We start from the raw sequence: 18,110 nt of genomic DNA, 5'->3' as shown, positions 1-18,110 counted from the left end.
ATCATGCGTCTCAGTACCGCCATGATCTACGATCAGCAGATGCGTGGGATTTCGACTTCCCAGGCAAGCTGGCTGAAAGTAGGTGAACAACTGTCATCCGGTAAACGTGTTGTGAATCCGTCGGATGACCCGGTTGCGGCCGCTCAGGCGGTTGTGCTCTCTCAGGCTCAGTCCCAGACCAGCCAGTATCAGACGGCGCGCAACTTTGCCACCACCAGCGTTTCTCAGGAAGAGACCAACCTGCAGCAGGTGACCAGTGTGATCCAGAGCGCGCAGACTATCGTGGTGGCGGCCGCTAACGGTACGCTCTCCGACGATGACCGCGCGTCCTATGCCCAGCAGTTAACCGGCATCCGCGATCAGCTGCTGAACCTGGCAAACTCCACTGATGGCAACGGTCGTTATCTGTTTGCCGGTTACAAAACGGATGCGGCTCCTTTTACTCAGGATGCCAGCGGCAACGTGACTTACACCGGTGGCACCACGCCAATCACCCAGAAAGTGGATTCCAGCCGGACTATGGTGACCAGCCATACTGGTGACCAGATATTTATGGCGCTGACCAGCAACGCGAAAGCAGAGCCGGACGGCAGCACCAGTGAAGCGAATATCTTCACCACGCTGAATACCGCAATTAACGCGCTGAATACACCGATTGCCGATGCTGATGATGCCGGTGTTCAGGCTTCTGCTGATGCGCTGGACAAGACTAACCGTGGCCTGAGCAATTCGCTGAACAACGTGCTGAAAGTGCGTTCTGAACTGGGTACCCAACTGAATGAGCTGAGTAATCTGGATGCGAAAGGCGACGATACAAAAGTGAACCAGGCAACCCAGATGAGCAACCTGGTGGATGTGGATTACACCAGCGCGATCTCTTCCTATACCATGCAGCAAACTGCGCTGCAGGCGTCGTACAAAGTCTTTACTGACATGTCGAGTATGTCACTGTTCAAACTGAACTCTTAGTCAATTTTCAACATTTTTGAACGTGCTTAAACCGGGTACGTTCAGTTTCTCCCGTCACCAGCTAACCTCTGATGACGGGTTTTTTTTGCCTGCTATTCAGGGCTGATCGATGGCAAAAAAAAGCCCCGGTCAGAGACCAGGGCTTTTCGTCAGGAGTGCGGTTTATTCCGGACGGGTAGCCGGTGCCGTTGCCTGATGAGTGGCAGCGTGACCGCCAGCAGAACCTTTACCTTCAAAGTTGAAGTCAGGGCGCACCCAGTCGCTTTGACGGGTTGGCTCTGGCTGATACTCAGGTGCTGGTGCTTTAGTCATCGGTGCCGTGGCATGATGCTTGAACGCCGGTGCCACAGTGCTCTGTGCAACTGGCGCAGCAGTGACAGCCGGAGCAGCCGCACTTTCAGGCGCAGCGGCAACAGGTGCCGGTGCTGCGGCTGGTGCGCTGACTGGTTGTGCAACCGGCGCCGCAGGCGCTTCATGCTCAACAGCAACTGGCGGCACTGATTCATCGGCAACTGGCGATGCAGGTTCAGCGGCCACCGGCGCGGTTGGTTCAGCGGCCACCGGCGCGGTTGGTTCAACGGCAACAGGTGCAACTGGTTCAGTAACAACAGGGGCCGCAGGTTCAGCCTCGATCGGAGCAGCAGGCTCTTCAGCCACCGGCGCTTCCGCGACAGGTTCGTCACGGGCAGGAACCGGTGCATGAGGCTCAGTTGCCGCTACAGGTTCTGCTACCGCTTCCGGCGCGTTCAGCACTTCTTCAACCTTTTGCTCAGTTTCAGAGCTGACGTCACCGGCATTCACGCTCGCCTGCTGGCTCACTTTCTCAGCAATACGCTGCTCTTCAGCCTGCTTCGCTTCTTCCACGATCTCTTCTACCGCGTTAACAAAAGCTTCGACAGCCGGGCGGGTTTCTTCCGCTGGCAGCGCTTCTTCAGCTACCGCTTCTGCGACAGGTTCGTCAGCAGCAGAGATAACGGAAGGTTCTTCGTTAACTGGCGCTTCAATCGCATCGGTCTCATCAGTGTTTACCAGCGTAACAGCAAGCTCATTTGAAGGCTGCGGTTCGGCGATGTGCACTGGCTGAGCTTCACTCTTAACATCTTCTGGCTGCGCGATAGCAGCGGAAGAAGCTACGGCAACGTCTGCGGCAGTCTCTTCGTGACCGTAATCCGGCACGATGGATTGCTCAATTTCACTCTCATCAGTTGCCTGAGCAACAGGATAAGAGATCCATACTTTACCGGAAGCCATTTCTGGCGAAGCAGCGGCAAAGGTCAGCGGCATTGGCGACTGGTTAGGGTAACGCTCATCACGGTAGCGGCGGCGACGCTGTCCACTGACACGCAGGTGGCGTGGTGAACGACGAGAACGACGCGGCATGCTGTTGCTGTCACGATCTTCACCTTCATCGGCATCCACAGCGGCGTCAACTGCTGCTGGCAGAGCGGCTGATGGCTCTTCTGCCGACGCGGTTTCTGCCGGGGCGAAAGAGCGGGCTGCAGTTTGCTCAGCCGTTTCGATACGCACTTTCTGGTTCAGCTGGCGCGGCTTACGACGCGGCATTACCTGTACGTGCTCATCACTGCTTTCAACGGCTTCTTCAGGGATCAGAGCGGGATCTACAACTTTTTCTTCCTGCGCGGCCTGGCGTTTATCTTCCGGGCGACGACGCTGGCGATCGCCACGGCGTGACTGCTGCGGCTGTTGCTCACGGGACTCCTCGCCTGGCTGAAGATCTTCGCGTGGTCCAGCCTGAGCAACGTTGTTACGTTTATTACGACGGTTGTCTTCACGGCCTTCAGCTGCCGGATCCTGGTCGCGTACCATTCGCTCATTACGGTTGCTGTTGCGGTCGTTACGAGAGCCGCGCTCATTACGCTCACCACGTTCGCTACGTTCATTACGATCGCCGCGTTCGTTACGCTCGTTGCGGTCATTACGTTCGTTACGATCTGCATTACGGCTGTCAGAACGTTCGCTGCGGTCACCGTAACGCTCACCACGCTCACCGTTATTACGGTCGCGGCGGTTGTTCTGGCGGCGGTTATTGCGGCGCTCACTGCGTGGTGCAGCAGCTTCCGGCGCTTTCTCTTCCACCACGGCTGGCTGAGGCTGTTCAACCGGCTTCTCAACGCCTGAAAACATCTTCTTCAGGCCACGGAAGAAGCGGCCCACCAGGCTTTCTTCAGCGGCTGCTGGCTCCCTGGCGCTGGCAGTGGCTTTAGCGGCAGCCGGAGCAGCTTCTGGCACAGTTTCCTGCGGAACAGGAGGTGCATCAGGCATCACGAAGGCGGCCAGAGCCGGTTGCTCAGGGCGCTTACGCTCGGCATGCTCTTCTTCCGAAGGCAGGGCCATTTCCGCTTCATGCAGCTTCGGCAGGTGGTAGCTCAGCGTCTGGGTCTCTTCGCCACTGCGCACGCGCAGTACGGAGTAGTGTGGGGTTTCCATCTGATCGTTTGGCACGATGATGGCCCGCACGCCGCCTTGACGTTTTTCGATGGCGCTGACTGCTTCACGTTTTTCGTTCAGCAGGTAAGACGCAATCTGCACCGGCACGATAGCGTGGACTTCTTTGGTGTTCTCTTTCAGCGCTTCTTCTTCAATCAGACGCAGGATCGAGAGCGACAGCGACTCATTATCACGGATGGTGCCTGTGCCGCTACAGCGTGGGCACACGTGATGGCTGGACTCGCCCAGTGACGGGCTGAGGCGCTGGCGGGACATCTCCAGCAGGCCGAAACGAGAGATATGGCTGATCTGAATGCGCGCACGGTCCTGACGGACAGCTTCACGCAGGCGATTCTCTACCGCACGCTGGTGGCGAACCGGAGTCATATCGATAAAGTCGATAACGATCAGGCCGCCGAGGTCGCGCAGGCGCAGCTGACGGGCAATTTCGTCTGCCGCTTCCAGGTTGGTGTTGAAGGCTGTTTCTTCGATATCGCCACCGCGTGTTGCGCGTGCGGAGTTGATGTCGATAGCGGTCAGCGCTTCGGTAGTATCGATAACAATCGAGCCGCCGGAAGGCAGACGCACTTCACGCTGGAAGGCAGATTCAATCTGCGATTCAATCTGATAGTGGCTGAACAGCGGGATTTCACCGGTGTAGAGCTTAATTTTGCTGCTGAAGTCCGGACGGCCCAGCGCAGCGATATGCTGACGAGCCAGCTCCAGTACCTTCGGGTTATCGATAAGGATCTCACCTATATCCTGACGCAGGTAGTCGCGGAAGGCGCGAACGATAACGTTGCTTTCCTGATGGATCAGGAACGGAGCAGGACGGCTCTCTGCGGCTTTCTTAATGGCTTCCCAATGCTTCATCCGGAAGCTTAAATCCCACTGCAGCGCTTCGGCAGATTTGCCGACGCCAGCAGTACGCACAATCAGACCCATGCCATCAGGGAGTTCCAGCGAGGAAAGGGCTTCTTTCAGCTCGGTGCGGTCGTCACCTTCGATACGGCGTGAAATACCGCCAGCGCGTGGGTTGTTTGGCATCAGCACCAGGTAGCTGCCCGCAAGGCTGATAAAGGTGGTTAAGGCTGCGCCTTTATTACCGCGTTCTTCTTTATCAATCTGGACGATAACTTCCTGACCTTCACGGAGAACGTCCTTGATATTAGGGCGGCCGTGGGAGGAATAATTGCTGGGAAAGTATTCGCGGGAGATTTCTTTCAGAGGGAGGAAACCGTGTCTTTCAGCACCGTAATCAACGAATGCTGCTTCAAGACTGGGTTCAATACGGGTGATCTTGCCTTTGTAGATATTAGCTTTCTTCTGTTCGTGTCCTGGGCTTTCAATATCCAGATCGTACAGACGCTGTCCATCCACAAGGGCGACACGCAACTCCTCCTGCTGAGTCGCGTTTATCAACATTCTTTTCATCGTAACTTACTCATTATTCTTACATTAGTGACAAAGCTACGGGCAATAGTAACGCTGGACGTGATTAACCGATGGCCCCGAGTCTCATCGCAAGTCGTCAACCTCCCGGTTGTCGCCTGCTAAGGGGCGCAAAATCTCGGCAGCCTGTTTTTCATTTGGAAAAACAGCGCTTTTAAAAAAGGGGGGAACCGCCAGTCAATAACCAGAGTGAACCAATCCCGTCTTGTCGTCCAGGCTGCAACCCGCAGCCCGCTAAATGCCTGATTACACAATACGTCTTACGCCATTGCTGCGTGTATGGGCTATCCGGCAAAATTTCTTGTTACTCTATTTTCTTGTTAGCCAGGGGTAGAAACTGGAAAACAGAAACATTATTCCATTGCTAACCTTGTGATAGCAAGGTGACTTTTCCTGCTCTGCGAAGTTTATTCCAGCTTTTCAGTCGATTTGCATCGCAATTCAGCAAATTGCCTAAAAACTGGGCATAAAGCACCGACCGGTAAGGGTCTCTGTCAGTTAAGCACAGAAAAAGAGGTGGCGCTATCCCGGCGCTCTATTTAGAATCGCCGACCATGAAAACCAATACACCTGCAGTCCGGATTGTAACTATTTCTGCCGATGAGGCAGGACAGCGCATCGATAACTTTTTACGCACGCAGCTTAAAGGCGTGCCAAAGAGTATGATTTATCGCATTTTGCGTAAGGGCGAAGTGCGCGTTAATAAAGGCCGAATCAAGCCAGAATACAAGCTGGAAGCAGGCGATGAGGTGCGTATCCCGCCTGTTCGCGTGGCAGAACGTGATGAAGAGGCGGTGTCGCCTAAGCTGGCGAAAGTGGCCGCACTCTCTGACGCAATTCTGTTTGAAGATGATTACATCCTGGTGATGAACAAACCTTCAGGGACGGCGGTGCATGGTGGCAGCGGGCTGAGTTTTGGGGTGATTGAGGGTTTGCGTGCGCTGCGTCCGGAGGCCCGCTTCCTGGAGCTGGTGCATCGTCTTGACCGCGATACTTCCGGGATCCTGCTGGTAGCGAAGAAGCGCTCTGCGCTGCGTTCACTGCACGAGCAGCTGCGTGAGAAGGGGATGCAGAAGGATTATCTGGCGCTGGTACGCGGTCAGTGGCCATCACATATAAAGGCAGTGCAGGCCCCGTTGCTGAAAAACATTCTGCAAAGCGGCGAGCGCATAGTGCGGGTGAGCAGCGAAGGCAAGCCATCCGAGACTCGTTTTAAAGTTGAAGAGCGCTATGCCCACGCCACGCTGGTAAAAGCCAGTCCGATTACCGGCCGTACGCATCAAATTCGTGTGCACACGTTGCATGCCGGTCATCCGATTGCGTTCGACGATCGCTATGGTGAAAAAGAATTTGATTCACAACTGGCGGGCACCGGCCTCAAGCGGCTTTTCCTGCACGCGGCGGCTCTGAAGTTCACCCACCCGAACACCGGGGAAGTGATGCGGGTTGAAGCCCCACTGGATGAAGAGCTGAAGCATTGCCTGGCGGTGCTGCGGAAAAATTCCCCAGCGAAGTGAGTCCTGGATCGGCTTTGATACGGGCTAAAGCCAAAACCGGACCGGAGATCGGCGTCAGTAAGGGGCAGCTTAGCCGGGATGCCGTGGAATCGTCCGTGATGGCTTGATTGCGGCGTCCATGCCGCAAACACCCGGCTAAGCTGCCCCTTACCGCCACCTGCGGACTTCGAAGCCGTTGGTGAGTTAAAACAAAAAGTTAAAGACGGCTCTTCTCCGCAGCAACGCTATAGCCAGCTTTACTGACCGTCTGAAGCGACTTACGCGCTGAACGTCTCAGATCCTGCAGCAATAACCCGTTTTTGATCCGACTTAGTTCGTATACCGAGAATTTCTAATTATCCCGCCAGCGGATCAATCCCCGCAATTCGCAGCATTTCACACAGTGCAATCAGTGGCAGACCGACCAACGTATTTGGATCGCGTCCGGACAGACGGTCGAACAGCGTTATCCCCAGTCCTTCGCTCTTGAAACTTCCCGCACAGCTCAGCGGCTGCTCTTTACGCACGTAATTAATGATTTCCTGCTCGCTCAACTGGCGAAAATCCACGCTGAACGGCTCACAAATCACCTGCAGTCTATTATTCCGACTGTCGAACAGGGCAAGGCCAGTATAAAAGATGACGCTATGCCCGCTTGCCTGGCTTAATTGCGCGCAGGCTTTCTCTTCGGTATGCGGTTTGCCGGTTATTTTGCCGTCAATAACACACACCTGGTCGGAGCCAATAATACAATGCTGCGGGAACTTATCCGCCAGCGCACGGGCTTTAGCCGCAGCCAGTCGCATCACAAGATCGGTAGCGTTTTCATCCGGTTGTGCTGCCTCATCCACCTCGGGTGCGGCGGTAATAAAGGGGATGCCCAGTTTCTCAAGCAGTGATTTTCTGAACGGCGAGGTAGAGGCTAAAACCAGCTGTGTCATCTTTTTTTCCAGAATAGATAGCGAATCAGTTCCGGACATTTTAAACTGTGCGCCGCACTGGATGCGAATATTAGGTGAAAGATGCCGTGAACCGGCCTTTTTCTTTGACTCTAAGTCGTTACAAAGTTAATATGCGCGCCCTATGCAAAAAGTAAAATTACCCCTGACTCTCGATCCGGTTCGTACCGCTCAAAAGCGCCTTGATTATCAGGGTGTTTACACCCCTGAACAGGTGGAGCGCCTTGCTGAATCGGTAGTCAGTGTGGACACTGATGTGGATTGCAACATGTCTTTTGCGATCGACAACCAGCGTTTAGCGGTGCTTAACGGTACTGCGGCGGTTTCCGTTACGCTGTCTTGTCAACGCTGCGGACAATCCTTCCCGCATCATATCCACGTAACGTATTGTTTCAGTCCGGTCGTCACTGACGAACAGGCTGAGGCACTACCGGAAGCGTACGAGCCGGTCGAGGTCAACGAGTTTGGCGAAATTGATCTGCTGGCGGTGGTGGAAGATGAAATTATCCTCGCCCTGCCTGTCGTTCCGGTGCATGATTCTGAACACTGTGAAGTGTCCGAGGCGGACATGGTCTTTGGCAAACTGCCTGAAGAGGCGGAAAAACCAAATCCATTTGCCGTATTAGCCAGTTTAAAGCGTAAGTAATAGGAGTAAGGTCCATGGCCGTACAACAGAATAAACCAACCCGTTCCAAACGTGGCATGCGTCGTTCACACGATGCTCTGACCACTACCACTCTTTCCGTAGATAAAGTTTCTGGCGAAACTCATCTGCGTCACCACATCACTGCGGATGGTTACTACCGCGGTCGCAAGGTCATCACTAAGTAATTCGCGGCCCAGCCGGCGATACTTTGACACGATTGACCCTGGCGATAGATGCCATGGGCGGGGACTTCGGTCCCTGCGTGACAGTGCCTGCGGCAATGCAGGCACTGGCCTCTAACTCGCAACTGCATCTTCTTCTGGTCGGCAATCCCGACAACATCTCGTCATTACTTGCAAAAGCTGATTCTGCCTTAACGGCTCGTCTGCAGATTATTCCTGCCGAATCGGTTATTGCCAGTGATGCCAGACCCTCACAGGCGATTCGTCAGAGTCGTGGCTCCTCAATGCGCGTGGCGCTGGAGCTGGTGAAAGAGGGAAGGGCTGAGGCCTGCGTCAGTGCCGGTAACACCGGGGCGCTGATGGGGTTGTCAAAATTATTGCTCAGGCCGCTTGATGGCATTGAGCGTCCGGCGCTGATGACGGTTCTGCCGCATCAGCAGCACGGGAAAACAGTCGTGCTGGATTTAGGCGCGAATGTGGAATCGGACAGCGCCATGCTGGTGCAGTTCGCTATTATGGGCGCGGTGGTGGCTGAAGAAGTGCTGGCCATCGACACTCCCCGTGTGGCGCTGCTGAACATTGGCGAAGAAGAGACCAAAGGGTTGGACAGTATTCGCGAGGCCGCAGCAATTTTGCGTGACTCTTCAGAAATTAACTATATTGGATACCTCGAAGGCAACGATCTTCTTACCGGGAAAACGGATGTGCTTGTCTGCGATGGCTTTGTGGGCAACGTCACGCTGAAAACCATGGAAGGCGTGGTAAGAATGTTTCTTTCGCTGTTGAAATCACAGGGCGAAGGTAAAAAAAGGGCCTGGTGGCTGACTCTGTTAGGACGGGTGTTAAAAAAACGTCTGGCTAAACGGTTCGGCCATCTCAACCCCGACCAGTACAATGGCGCCTGTCTGTTAGGATTACGCGGTACCGTGATTAAGAGTCACGGCGCGGCCAATCAAAGCGCATTTGCTGCGGCGATAGAACAGGCAGAGCAGGCGGTGCGGCGGCAAGTTCCGGAACGGATTGCTGCCCGCCTTCAAGCTGTATTACCTAAGAGTGACTGAGCGTACATGTATACGAAGATTATCGGTACGGGCAGCTATTTGCCCGAACAGGTGCGGACTAACGCCGATCTGGAAAAAATGGTGGATACATCGGACGAGTGGATTGTCACCCGCACCGGTATCCGTGAACGCCGCATTGCCGGACCGGATGAAACCGTGGCAACAATGGGCTTTCACGCCGCTGAGCGAGCGCTGGAGATGGCGGGTATCGACAAGGACGATATCGGCCTGATTGTGGTTGCGACCACGTCTTCCAGTCACGCCTTCCCAAGTTCAGCCTGCATGATCCAGCAATTGTTGGGTATTAAAGACGCCGCGTCTTTCGACCTTGCGGCCGCCTGTGCAGGTTTCACTTACGCTTTAAGTGTTGCCGATCAGTACATCAAAAACGGTGCGGTGAAACACGCGCTGGTGATTGGTGCTGACGTGCTGGCACGCATGCTGGATCCAAACGATCGTGGCACCATCATTCTGTTTGGCGACGGCGCGGGCGCGGTAGTGCTCGGGGCCAGCGAAGAGCCAGGCATCATCTCTACCCACCTGCACGCCGACGGCAGCTACGGTCAGTTGTTAACGCTGGCGCACCAGGATCGCGCGCATCAGGAACAACCTTCCTATGTGACGATGGCGGGTAACGAAGTATTTAAAGTCGCGGTCACCGAACTCGCCCACATCGTGGAAGAAACGCTCCAGGTTAATAACCTCGAACGTGAAGCAATTGACTGGCTGGTTCCACATCAGGCTAACCTGCGTATTATCAGCGCCACGGCTCGTAAGCTGGGGATGGGCATGGAAAAAGTGGTGGTGACGCTTGACCGTCACGGCAACACTTCTGCTGCTTCTGTTCCCAGCGCGCTGGATGAAGCGGTACGTGATGGCCGTATCAAGCCCGGACAGCTGATCCTGCTGGAAGCGTTTGGCGGTGGATTTACCTGGGGCTCGGCGCTGGTTCGTTTTTGATTAACAGGGTATGACAATGACGCAATTTGCAATGGTTTTCCCCGGACAGGGTTCACAGACGGTTGGCATGCTGGCCGAACTGGCTGCAGAGCATCCTTTGGTTGAGCAAACCTTCCGTGAGGCTTCAGATGCTCTGGGCTACGACCTGTGGGCGCTGGTGCAACAGGGGCCAGCTGAAGAATTGAACAAAACCTGGCAAACTCAGCCAGCGCTGCTGGCCGCATCTGTTGCAATTTTCCGCGCTTGGCAGGAAAAAGGCGGAAAGGCCCCGTCAATGCTGGCAGGACATAGCCTGGGCGAGTATAGTGCGCTGGTTTGTGCCGGTGTGCTCGATTTTGCCGAAGCTGTCAGGTTAGTAGAACTGCGTGGCAAACTGATGCAGGAAGCTGTTCCTGCGGGCACTGGCGCTATGCAGGCAATTATTGGCCTGGATGATGCAGCGATTGCTAAAGCCTGTGCAGAGTCTGCGCAGGGACAGGTAGTTTCACCTGTTAATTTCAATTCGCCAGGTCAGGTTGTGATTGCCGGGAACAAAGAAGCGGTAGAGCGTGCTGGTGCAGCCTGTAAGGCCGCCGGAGCAAAACGTGCTCTGCCACTGCCGGTCAGCGTGCCGTCGCACTGCGCGTTGATGAAGCCAGCCGCCGATAAACTGGCGGTGGCGCTGGAAAAACTGACTTTCAACGCCCCGGCATTCCCGGTGGTGAATAACGTTGATGTCAAATGCGAAACCTCACCAGAGGCCATTCGCAGCGCGCTGGTTCGCCAGCTGTACAGCCCGGTTCGCTGGACTGAGTGCGTGGAATTTATGGCAGGCCAGGGCGTGACGTCGCTGCTGGAAGTCGGCCCTGGTAAGGTGCTGACCGGCCTGACCAAACGTATTGTTGACACCCTGACGGCGGCGGCGGTAAATGACCCGGCCAGCCTGTCAGCGGCGCTTTGACAAACAGACGAGGATGAGAATGAACTTCGAAGGAAAAATCGCGCTGGTTACCGGTGCAAGTCGCGGCATTGGCCGTGCTATCGCGGAAACGCTGGTAGCTCGTGGTGCTAAAGTCGTGGGAACTGCGACCAGCCAGAGCGGTGCTGATGCGATAAGCAGTTATCTGGGCAGTAACGGCAAAGGCCTGCTGCTGAACGTGACCGACAGCGCATCCATTGACAGCGTGCTTGAAAATATTCGCGCTGAATTTGGCGAAGTGGACATTTTAGTCAATAATGCTGGCATTACACGTGATAATCTTCTGATGCGAATGAAAGACGATGAGTGGCAGGATATCCTGGACACCAATCTGACTTCTGTATTCCGCCTGTCAAAAGCGGTTATGCGCGCTATGATGAAGAAACGTGCGGGCCGAATTATTACCATCGGTTCCGTAGTTGGAACCATGGGTAATGCGGGCCAGGCAAACTACGCGGCAGCAAAAGCGGGTTTGATTGGCTTCAGCAAGTCACTGGCGCGTGAAATTGCGTCACGTGGTATTACCGTTAACGTCGTGGCACCTGGTTTCATTGAAACCGACATGACGCGCGCGTTGACTGAAGATCAGCGTGCGGGCATTCTGGCGGAAGTGCCGGCGGGTCGCCTTGGCGACGCGCAGGAAATCGCCAATGCCGTTGCATTTTTAGCCTCTGACGAGGCCGCGTACATCACTGGTGAAACGCTGCACGTCAACGGCGGAATGTATATGGTCTGATAATCACGAAAATTATTTGCGTTATTTGCGGTTATACCCGCAAAATAGCGTAAAATCGTGGTTGGACCAGCCGGGATTTAGTTGCATCTTTTTCACCATTTTATACACTACGAAAACCATCGCGAAAGCGAGTTTTGATAGGAAATTTAATAGTATGAGCACTATCGAAGAACGCGTTAAGAAAATCATTGGCGAGCAGCTTGGCGTTAAGCAGGAAGAAGTTGTTAACACTGCCTCTTTTGTAGAAGATCTGGGCGCTGATTCTCTTGATACCGTTGAGCTGGTAATGGCTCTGGAAGAAGAGTTTGATACCGAGATTCCGGACGAAGAAGCTGAGAAAATCACTACCGTTCAGGCTGCCATTGATTACATCAATGGTCACCAGGCGTAAGTGAGCATCTCCAGGCGGTCACTCGACCGCCTGAGTTTTATCTGAACCACCGCGTATCCTTTTTTCCCTCCCTGGAGGACGAACGTGTCTAAGCGTCGTGTAGTTGTGACCGGTCTTGGCATGTTGTCTCCTGTCGGCAATACCGTAGAGTCTACCTGGAATGCTCTTGTTGCCGGTCAGAGTGGCATCAGCCCGATCGACCATTTTGATACTAGTGCCTACGCAACACGTTTTGCTGGCTTAGTAAAGGATTTTAACTGTGAAGACTTCATCTCGCGTAAAGATCAGCGCAAGATGGACGCCTTTATTCAATATGGAGTTGTGGCTGGCATTCAGGCCATGCAGGATTCCGGTCTGGTCATTACTGATGAGAACGCCCATCGTATTGGTGCCGCTATCGGCTCCGGTATCGGCGGTCTCGGTCTGATTGAAGAGAACCACTCGTCGCTGGTTAACGGCGGCCCGCGGAAAATCAGTCCTTTCTTCGTTCCCTCCACGATTGTGAACATGATTGCTGGTCATCTGACGATCATTTATGGCATTAAAGGCCCGAGCATCGCGATCTCCACCGCCTGTACTACCGGTGTGCATAACATTGGGCAGGCTGCGCGAATGATCGCCTATAACGACGCCGACGCGATGCTGGCTGGCGGTGCCGAAAAGGGCAGTACGCCGCTGGGCATCGGTGGTTTTGGTGCAGCGCGTGCACTGTCCACCCGCAACGACAATCCTCAGGCGGCAAGCCGTCCGTGGGATAAAGATCGCGATGGCTTCGTGCTGGGCGACGGTGCGGGCATCGTGATGCTGGAAGAGTACGAACACGCGAAAAAACGCGGTGCGAAAATTTACGCTGAACTGGTTGGTTTTGGCATGAGCAGCGATGCTTACCATATGACCTCACCACCGGATAACGGCGCAGGTGCTGCGCTGGCGATGGAAAATGCCCTTCGGGATGCGCAACTGTCGTCAGAACAGATCGGCTACATCAACGCGCACGGCACTTCAACGCCTGCCGGTGATAAAGCAGAAGCTCAGGCAGTGAAGTCCATCTTCGGTGCCAGCGCGGACAAAGTCATGGTCAGTTCCACGAAATCCATGACCGGTCACCTGTTAGGCGCAGCTGGCGCGGTAGAGTCTATTTTCTCTATCCTCGCGCTGCGTGACCAGGTTATCCCGCCGACCATCAACCTGGATAACCCGGATGAAGGTTGCGATCTGGATTTTGTGCCACACACAGCTCGTCAGGTCAAAGGTCTGGAATACACCCTGTGTAACTCCTTCGGCTTTGGCGGAACCAACGGTTCGTTGATTTTCCGCAAAGTCTGATCGCTTTTGATGCTTTAAAGCCCGCTTCGGCGGGCTTTTTTGTTTTAGCCTTCCGCCTCAGGCATGTTTTCATCTCTGTACAATTTTGCACGGACATTCGGATGAATCCGGCTCGTCTTGCAGGTAATCTTGATCGTAGTGCAAAGGTCACTTAGGGGAATAAACAGTGTGGATAAATGGCGAACCGCAGGACAGCCTGGCGGTCAGGGATCGTGCGGTGCAGTTTGGCGATGGTTGTTTCACCACTGCCCGTATTCTGTCCGGCACAGTCATAGCGCTGGAAGCCCATCTGCAACGGCTTGAGCATGGCTGCGAGCGGTTGATGATCCAGCATGTCGACTGGGCTGCTCTGCGTGATGAAATGATTTTCGCCGCATCCACCCGCACCGGGGGCGTGCTGAAAGTGATCCTCTCGCGCGGAGCTGGTGGCAGGGGGTACAGTGCATTGGGCTGCGACAGACCCACGAGGATAGTTTCTCTCAGTGATTATCCAACTCATTATCACCAGCTGCGACAGACCGGCGTGAAGCTGGCCCTCAGCACCGTCCGTCTGGGTCGCAACCCACTGCTTGCGGGGATCAAACACCTCAACCGACTGGAACAGGTACTGATCCGTACAGAGCTTGAGCAGACTGATGCTGACGAGGCGCTGGTGCTTGACACTGAAGGTATGCTGGTGGAATGCTGTGCGGCGAATTTGTTCTGGCGCAGGGGCAATCAGGTCTTTACCCCCTGTCTGGCCGGGTCGGGCGTCAGCGGAATTCAGCGCCAGCGGGTCATTCAGCTGCTGCGGGAGCAGGGCACAGAAGTGGCCGAAGTCAGAGCGCCGGCCGAAGTGCTGGCTACTGCAGATGAAGTGTTTATCACCAATGCGTTGATGCCGGTCCTGCCGGTTTACCAGATTGAACAGCACACATACAGCTCCAGACAATTATTTAACCTGATACGCCTCCAGGACGATTAACAGGGATTTTTTATGACAGCAAAAAGAAAAGTTTTCACCGGGATTATCGTCCTTATCTTGGCGGGCATAGCCTTCAGCTACTGGCAGATTAAACAGTTTGCTGCTGTGCCGTTATCCATTGAGAAAGAAACTATCTTTACGCTGCCCGCCGGTTCCGGCCGGGTTGTGCTGGAAGCCGAACTTAACCGGCAGAAAATCGTGCCGAAAACCATCTGGTTCGGCTGGCTGCTGAAGCTGGAACCGGAGCTGGCGAAGTTCAAGGCGGGTACCTATCGTTTTAACCAGGGCATGACCGTGCGGCAGATGCTGGAACTGCTGGCCAGCGGCAAAGAAGCGCAGTTTCCGGTACGCTTTGTGGAAGGCACAAAGATGCAGGAATGGCTGACTGAACTGCGTGCCGCACCCTACATCAAACACACGTTGACTGATGATAAACTGGCGACGGTGGCCACTGCGCTGAAGCTGCAGGAGCAGGATGTTGAGGGCTGGTTCTATCCCGATACTTACTCTTACACTGCCAACACTACCGATGTGGCGATCCTGAAGCGCGCCCATGAGCGGATGACAAAACTGGTCGATACGCTGTGGCAGAATAAAATGGAAGGCCTGCCATATCAGAACAAGAACGATATGGTAACCATGGCATCAATCGTCGAGAAAGAGACCGCGCTCAGTGATGAGCGCAGCAAGGTTGCCTCGGTATTTATCAATCGCTTGCGGCTTGGCATGCGCCTGCAAACCGATCCTACGGTGATCTACGGCATGGGCGACAGCTACAAGGGCACGCTGACGCGCAAGGATCTTGAGACGCCGACCCCTTATAACACCTACGTGATTGCGGGGATGCCGCCCGGGCCGATAGCGATGCCGGGTAAGGCCTCACTGGAAGCCGCAGCACAGCCGGTTAAAACAGATTTTCTCTATTTCGTGGCCGATGGCAAAGGCGGGCACACGTTCACCACTAATCTCGCCAGCCACAATAAAGCGGTACAGGCATGGCGCCTGGCGCTGAAGGAAAAAAATGGACAGTAAATTCATCGTCATTGAAGGTCTGGAAGGTGCGGGTAAAACCACGGCGCGTGATGTGATCGTTGCCACGCTGCATGAGCAGGGGATCGCTGATATCGTGCTGACCCGTGAGCCGGGCGGCACGCCGCTGGCAGAGAAGCTGCGCGATCTGCACAAACAGGGCATCGAAGGCGAAAGAGTCACTGATAAGGCCGAGTTGCTGATGTTGTATGCCGCACGTGTCCAGCTGGTTGAAAATGTGATTAAACCGGCTCTTGCGCGTGGCGCATGGGTGGTGGGCGATCGTCACGATCTCTCCTCACAGGCTTACCAGGGGGGAGGTCGGGGTATGGACAGCGAGCTGATGAGTCAGCTCAGAAAAAGCGTGCTGGGCGATTTTTCCCCTGATATTACCCTGTATCTGGACGTGACGCCGGAGATCGGCCTGCAGCGTGCCAGAGCCCGTGGCGAACTGGACCGCATTGAGCAGGAATCATTGAATTTCTTCACCCGTACCCGCGAACGCTATCAGGCACTGGCCGCGAAAGATGCACGCATCAAAACTATCGATGCCACGCAGTCCATAGAGCAGGTGACTGAGGCTATCCGGCAAACCATGATGCAGTGGCTGCAGGCACTGCGATGATCTGGTATCCGTGGCTGAACCAGCCCTATCGCCAGATTATTGGTCAGCATCAGGCAGGACGCGGACACCATGCGCTGCTGCTGCAGGCGCTGCCCGGTATGGGTGATGCCTCGCTGATGTGGGGGATCAGCCGCTGGCTGATGTGTCAGGAGAGGGACGGGCTGAAAAGCTGCGGTGAGTGCCACTCCTGTCAGCTGATGCAGGCCCATACCCATCCGGACTGGTATGCACTGGAAGCGGAAAAGGGCAAAAGCTTACTCGGGATTGATGCCGTGCGCAGCGTGACAGAAAAGCTTTATCATCACGCGCAACAGGGTGGGGCGAAGGTGGTCCTGCTGCCCGATGCGGCTCAGCTGACCGAAGCCGCAGCCAACGCATTATTAAAAACTCTGGAAGAGCCGCCGAAAAACACCTGGTTTCTGCTCAGCTGTCAGGAGCCATCACGACTACTGGCGACCCTTCGCAGCCGCTGCCTGAACTTTCATCTGGCGGTGCCGGATGAGACGCAAAGCCTGGCCTGGCTGCAAAAGCAGGCGAATGTGACAGAGCAGGACGGACTGAGCGCGTTACGTCTGAGTGGCGGCGCACCGGCGGCGGCGCAATCGCTGCTGGAGGAGAAAAGCTGGGCGGCTCGTCAGGCTTTGTGTCGCGCACTGCCCACGGCACTGCGTGGGGATATGTTATCCTTGCTGGCCGTGCTTAATCACGATGATGTCCTGCAGCGCACCGGCTGGCTGTGTGCCCTGCTGGTGGATGCCATGAAGTGGCAGCAGGGAGGCGGACAGTTTATTGCCAATATCGATCAACAGGCGCTGATTGCTGACATGGCGATGCAGCTTCCCGGTAGCGCCCTGGATGAGAGCGTGCGCCAGTGGATAACCTGCCGGGTACGGCTGAATGTGGTCGCTGTTAACCGTGAATTATTACTGACCGACCAGTTGCTGAGCTGGGAGCAGATGCTGCATACCCCGCTGGCCGGTTAACCTGATTAGAGAGTCGTTATGTTTTTAGTGGATTCACACTGCCATCTTGATGGTCTGAATTATGAAAGTCTGCATCAGGACGTCAGTGACGTACTGGCCAAAGCCGCCGCGCGTGAAGTGAAATTTATGCTGGCAGTTGCCACCACGCTGCCCGGCTATAAAGCCATGACTCAACTGATTGGCGATCGTCCCAATGTGGCTTACTCCTGTGGCGTTCACCCGCTTAATCAGGAACAGCCGTATGATTTTGCTGAACTGCGACAGCTTGCTGCCGACGAGCATGTGGTGGCGATGGGCGAAACGGGCCTTGATTACTTCTACCAGAAAGAGACCAAAGCGCAGCAGCAGGCCTCTTTCCGTGAGCATATCCGCATCGGCCGTGATCTGAACAAGCCGGTCATTGTGCACACGCGCGACGCTCGTGAAGATACTCTGACTATTTTGAAAGAAGAGCAGGTTGAAGGGTGTGGCGGCGTGCTGCACTGCTTTACTGAAGACCGTGAAACGGCGGAAAAACTGCTGGATATGGGCTTTTACATCTCGTTCTCCGGTATTGCCACCTTCCGTAATGCTGAAACTATCCGCGAAGCTGCACGCTATGTGCCTCTGGATCGTATGCTGGTGGAAACTGATTCACCGTATCTGGCACCGGTTCCGCATCGCGGTAAAGAAAACCAGCCCGCCTATACCCGTGACGTTGCTGAGTATATGGCGGTGGTCAAAGGCGTCAGCATTGAGCAACTGGCAGCAGCTACCACGGAAAACTTCTCCCGCCTGTTTCACGTGCCGATGTCCCGCCTGACCGACTAAAGGTTTTATTTTTTAGCTCGTAATTAATCAAAGTAAATCGTAAAGTGCATCGCCCAAATTTGGGCGGTGTGGTTTTTTATTGCTCAAAAACTGGCGATTTGTCGACAGATAAGCT

General features: G+C 54.9%; 17 protein-coding genes. 15 read left to right on the top strand and 2 right to left on the bottom strand.

Going from position 1 to position 18,110, the window contains the following annotated elements; translation table 11 throughout:
* Window positions 1–3: 3 nt before the first annotated feature.
* Window positions 4–969, top strand: coding sequence for a flagellar hook-associated protein FlgL (gene flgL / locus AC3Y5R_RS12025; RefSeq protein WP_489921520.1), 966 nt, complete (start codon window positions 4–6; stop codon window positions 967–969).
* Between the two features lie 162 nt (window positions 970–1,131).
* Here the strand turns inward: flgL and rne are convergent, their stop codons facing one another.
* Window positions 1,132–4,851, bottom strand: a complete 3,720-nt coding sequence (gene rne / locus AC3Y5R_RS12020) for a ribonuclease E (RefSeq protein WP_489921519.1) — start codon at window positions 4,849–4,851, stop codon at window positions 1,132–1,134.
* Between the two features lie 572 nt (window positions 4,852–5,423).
* Between rne and rluC the strand changes: the two genes are divergently transcribed.
* Window positions 5,424–6,386: a 23S rRNA pseudouridine(955/2504/2580) synthase RluC gene (gene rluC, locus AC3Y5R_RS12015; RefSeq protein WP_489921518.1), complete on the top strand. Its 963-nt coding sequence runs from the start codon at window positions 5,424–5,426 to the stop codon at window positions 6,384–6,386.
* A 335-nt stretch (window positions 6,387–6,721) separates the two neighbouring features.
* Here rluC and AC3Y5R_RS12010 read toward each other — a convergent pair whose 3' ends face one another.
* The gene (locus AC3Y5R_RS12010; protein WP_489921517.1) at window positions 6,722–7,306 is read right to left on the bottom strand and encodes a Maf family protein; all 585 of its coding nucleotides are present in this window, start codon (window positions 7,304–7,306) and stop codon (window positions 6,722–6,724) included.
* A 142-nt stretch (window positions 7,307–7,448) separates the two neighbouring features.
* Here AC3Y5R_RS12010 and yceD point away from each other — a divergent pair, with 142 nt between their 5' ends.
* The 13 genes from yceD to AC3Y5R_RS11945 all read left to right on the top strand — a co-directional run bounded on the left by yceD (window position 7,449) and on the right by AC3Y5R_RS11945 (window position 17,995).
* Entirely contained in the window at window positions 7,449–7,970 is a 522-nt protein-coding gene (gene yceD, locus AC3Y5R_RS12005) for a 23S rRNA accumulation protein YceD (protein WP_158783067.1), read from the top strand.
* 14 nt (window positions 7,971–7,984) lie between these two features.
* Window positions 7,985–8,155 carry a 50S ribosomal protein L32 gene (gene rpmF, locus AC3Y5R_RS12000; RefSeq protein WP_016192161.1) on the top strand — a complete coding sequence of 57 codons (171 nt, stop codon included), beginning with the start codon at window positions 7,985–7,987 and terminating at the stop codon, window positions 8,153–8,155.
* Between the two features lie 23 nt (window positions 8,156–8,178).
* Window positions 8,179–9,213, top strand: coding sequence for a phosphate acyltransferase PlsX (gene plsX / locus AC3Y5R_RS11995; RefSeq protein WP_489921516.1), 1,035 nt, complete (start codon window positions 8,179–8,181; stop codon window positions 9,211–9,213).
* A 6-nt stretch (window positions 9,214–9,219) separates the two neighbouring features.
* Window positions 9,220–10,173 (top strand): beta-ketoacyl-ACP synthase III, encoded by a 954-nt coding sequence (locus AC3Y5R_RS11990; protein ID WP_489921515.1) that lies wholly within the window; start codon window positions 9,220–9,222, stop codon window positions 10,171–10,173.
* Between the two features lie 16 nt (window positions 10,174–10,189).
* Window positions 10,190–11,113: an ACP S-malonyltransferase gene (gene fabD, locus AC3Y5R_RS11985; RefSeq protein WP_489921514.1), complete on the top strand. Its 924-nt coding sequence runs from the start codon at window positions 10,190–10,192 to the stop codon at window positions 11,111–11,113.
* Window positions 11,114–11,132: 19 nt separating this feature from the next.
* Window positions 11,133–11,867, top strand: a complete 735-nt coding sequence (gene fabG, locus AC3Y5R_RS11980) for a 3-oxoacyl-ACP reductase FabG (RefSeq protein WP_158783063.1) — start codon at window positions 11,133–11,135, stop codon at window positions 11,865–11,867.
* Window positions 11,868–12,021: 154 nt separating this feature from the next.
* Window positions 12,022–12,258: an acyl carrier protein gene (acpP, locus tag AC3Y5R_RS11975; protein WP_004157115.1), complete on the top strand. Its 237-nt coding sequence runs from the start codon at window positions 12,022–12,024 to the stop codon at window positions 12,256–12,258.
* Window positions 12,259–12,342: 84 nt separating this feature from the next.
* Window positions 12,343–13,584: a beta-ketoacyl-ACP synthase II gene (gene fabF / locus AC3Y5R_RS11970; RefSeq protein ID WP_489921513.1), complete on the top strand. Its 1,242-nt coding sequence runs from the start codon at window positions 12,343–12,345 to the stop codon at window positions 13,582–13,584.
* 166 nt (window positions 13,585–13,750) lie between these two features.
* Window positions 13,751–14,548, top strand: a complete 798-nt coding sequence (gene pabC / locus AC3Y5R_RS11965; RefSeq protein WP_489921512.1) for an aminodeoxychorismate lyase — start codon at window positions 13,751–13,753, stop codon at window positions 14,546–14,548.
* A gap of 12 nt (window positions 14,549–14,560) precedes the next feature.
* The gene (mltG, locus tag AC3Y5R_RS11960) at window positions 14,561–15,580 is read left to right on the top strand and encodes an endolytic transglycosylase MltG (RefSeq protein ID WP_489921511.1); all 1,020 of its coding nucleotides are present in this window, start codon (window positions 14,561–14,563) and stop codon (window positions 15,578–15,580) included.
* Window positions 15,570–16,202, top strand: coding sequence for a dTMP kinase (gene tmk, locus AC3Y5R_RS11955; protein WP_489921510.1), 633 nt, complete (start codon window positions 15,570–15,572; stop codon window positions 16,200–16,202). The genes mltG and tmk overlap by 11 nt, the downstream gene beginning before the upstream one ends.
* The gene (gene holB, locus AC3Y5R_RS11950; RefSeq protein ID WP_489921509.1) at window positions 16,199–17,185 is read left to right on the top strand and encodes a DNA polymerase III subunit delta'; all 987 of its coding nucleotides are present in this window, start codon (window positions 16,199–16,201) and stop codon (window positions 17,183–17,185) included. The genes tmk and holB overlap by 4 nt, the downstream gene beginning before the upstream one ends.
* Window positions 17,186–17,203: 18 nt before the next feature.
* On the top strand, window positions 17,204–17,995 hold the full coding sequence (locus tag AC3Y5R_RS11945) for a metal-dependent hydrolase (protein WP_489921508.1): 792 nt from the start codon (window positions 17,204–17,206) through the stop codon (window positions 17,993–17,995).
* Window positions 17,996–18,110: the final 115 nt, after the last annotated feature.

The organism is Erwinia sp. 009765445, from assembly GCF_058137865.1.
Note: the sequence above shows the minus strand (reverse complement) of the source record. Positions and strands in the feature narration are given on the sequence as shown.

Bases quoted from the DNA above. Each gene is read 5' to 3' on its own strand.
- AC3Y5R_RS11990 (WP_489921515.1), top strand. From the start codon at position 9,220: ATGTATACGAAGATTATCGGTACGGGCAGCTATTTGCCCGAACAGGTG.
- AC3Y5R_RS11945 (WP_489921508.1), top strand. From the start codon at position 17,204: ATGTTTTTAGTGGATTCACACTGCCATCTTGATGGTCTGAATTATGAA.
- AC3Y5R_RS12010 (WP_489921517.1), bottom strand. From the start codon at position 7,306: ATGACACAGCTGGTTTTAGCCTCTACCTCGCCGTTCAGAAAATCACTG.
- acpP (WP_004157115.1), top strand. From the start codon at position 12,022: ATGAGCACTATCGAAGAACGCGTTAAGAAAATCATTGGCGAGCAGCTT.
- rluC (WP_489921518.1), top strand. From the start codon at position 5,424: ATGAAAACCAATACACCTGCAGTCCGGATTGTAACTATTTCTGCCGAT.
- fabD (WP_489921514.1), top strand. From the start codon at position 10,190: ATGACGCAATTTGCAATGGTTTTCCCCGGACAGGGTTCACAGACGGTT.
- yceD (WP_158783067.1), top strand. From the start codon at position 7,449: ATGCAAAAAGTAAAATTACCCCTGACTCTCGATCCGGTTCGTACCGCT.
- mltG (WP_489921511.1), top strand. From the start codon at position 14,561: ATGACAGCAAAAAGAAAAGTTTTCACCGGGATTATCGTCCTTATCTTG.
- fabG (WP_158783063.1), top strand. From the start codon at position 11,133: ATGAACTTCGAAGGAAAAATCGCGCTGGTTACCGGTGCAAGTCGCGGC.
- tmk (WP_489921510.1), top strand. From the start codon at position 15,570: ATGGACAGTAAATTCATCGTCATTGAAGGTCTGGAAGGTGCGGGTAAA.
- flgL (WP_489921520.1), top strand. From the start codon at position 4: ATGCGTCTCAGTACCGCCATGATCTACGATCAGCAGATGCGTGGGATT.
- holB (WP_489921509.1), top strand. From the start codon at position 16,199: ATGATCTGGTATCCGTGGCTGAACCAGCCCTATCGCCAGATTATTGGT.
- rpmF (WP_016192161.1), top strand. From the start codon at position 7,985: ATGGCCGTACAACAGAATAAACCAACCCGTTCCAAACGTGGCATGCGT.
- rne (WP_489921519.1), bottom strand. From the start codon at position 4,851: ATGAAAAGAATGTTGATAAACGCGACTCAGCAGGAGGAGTTGCGTGTC.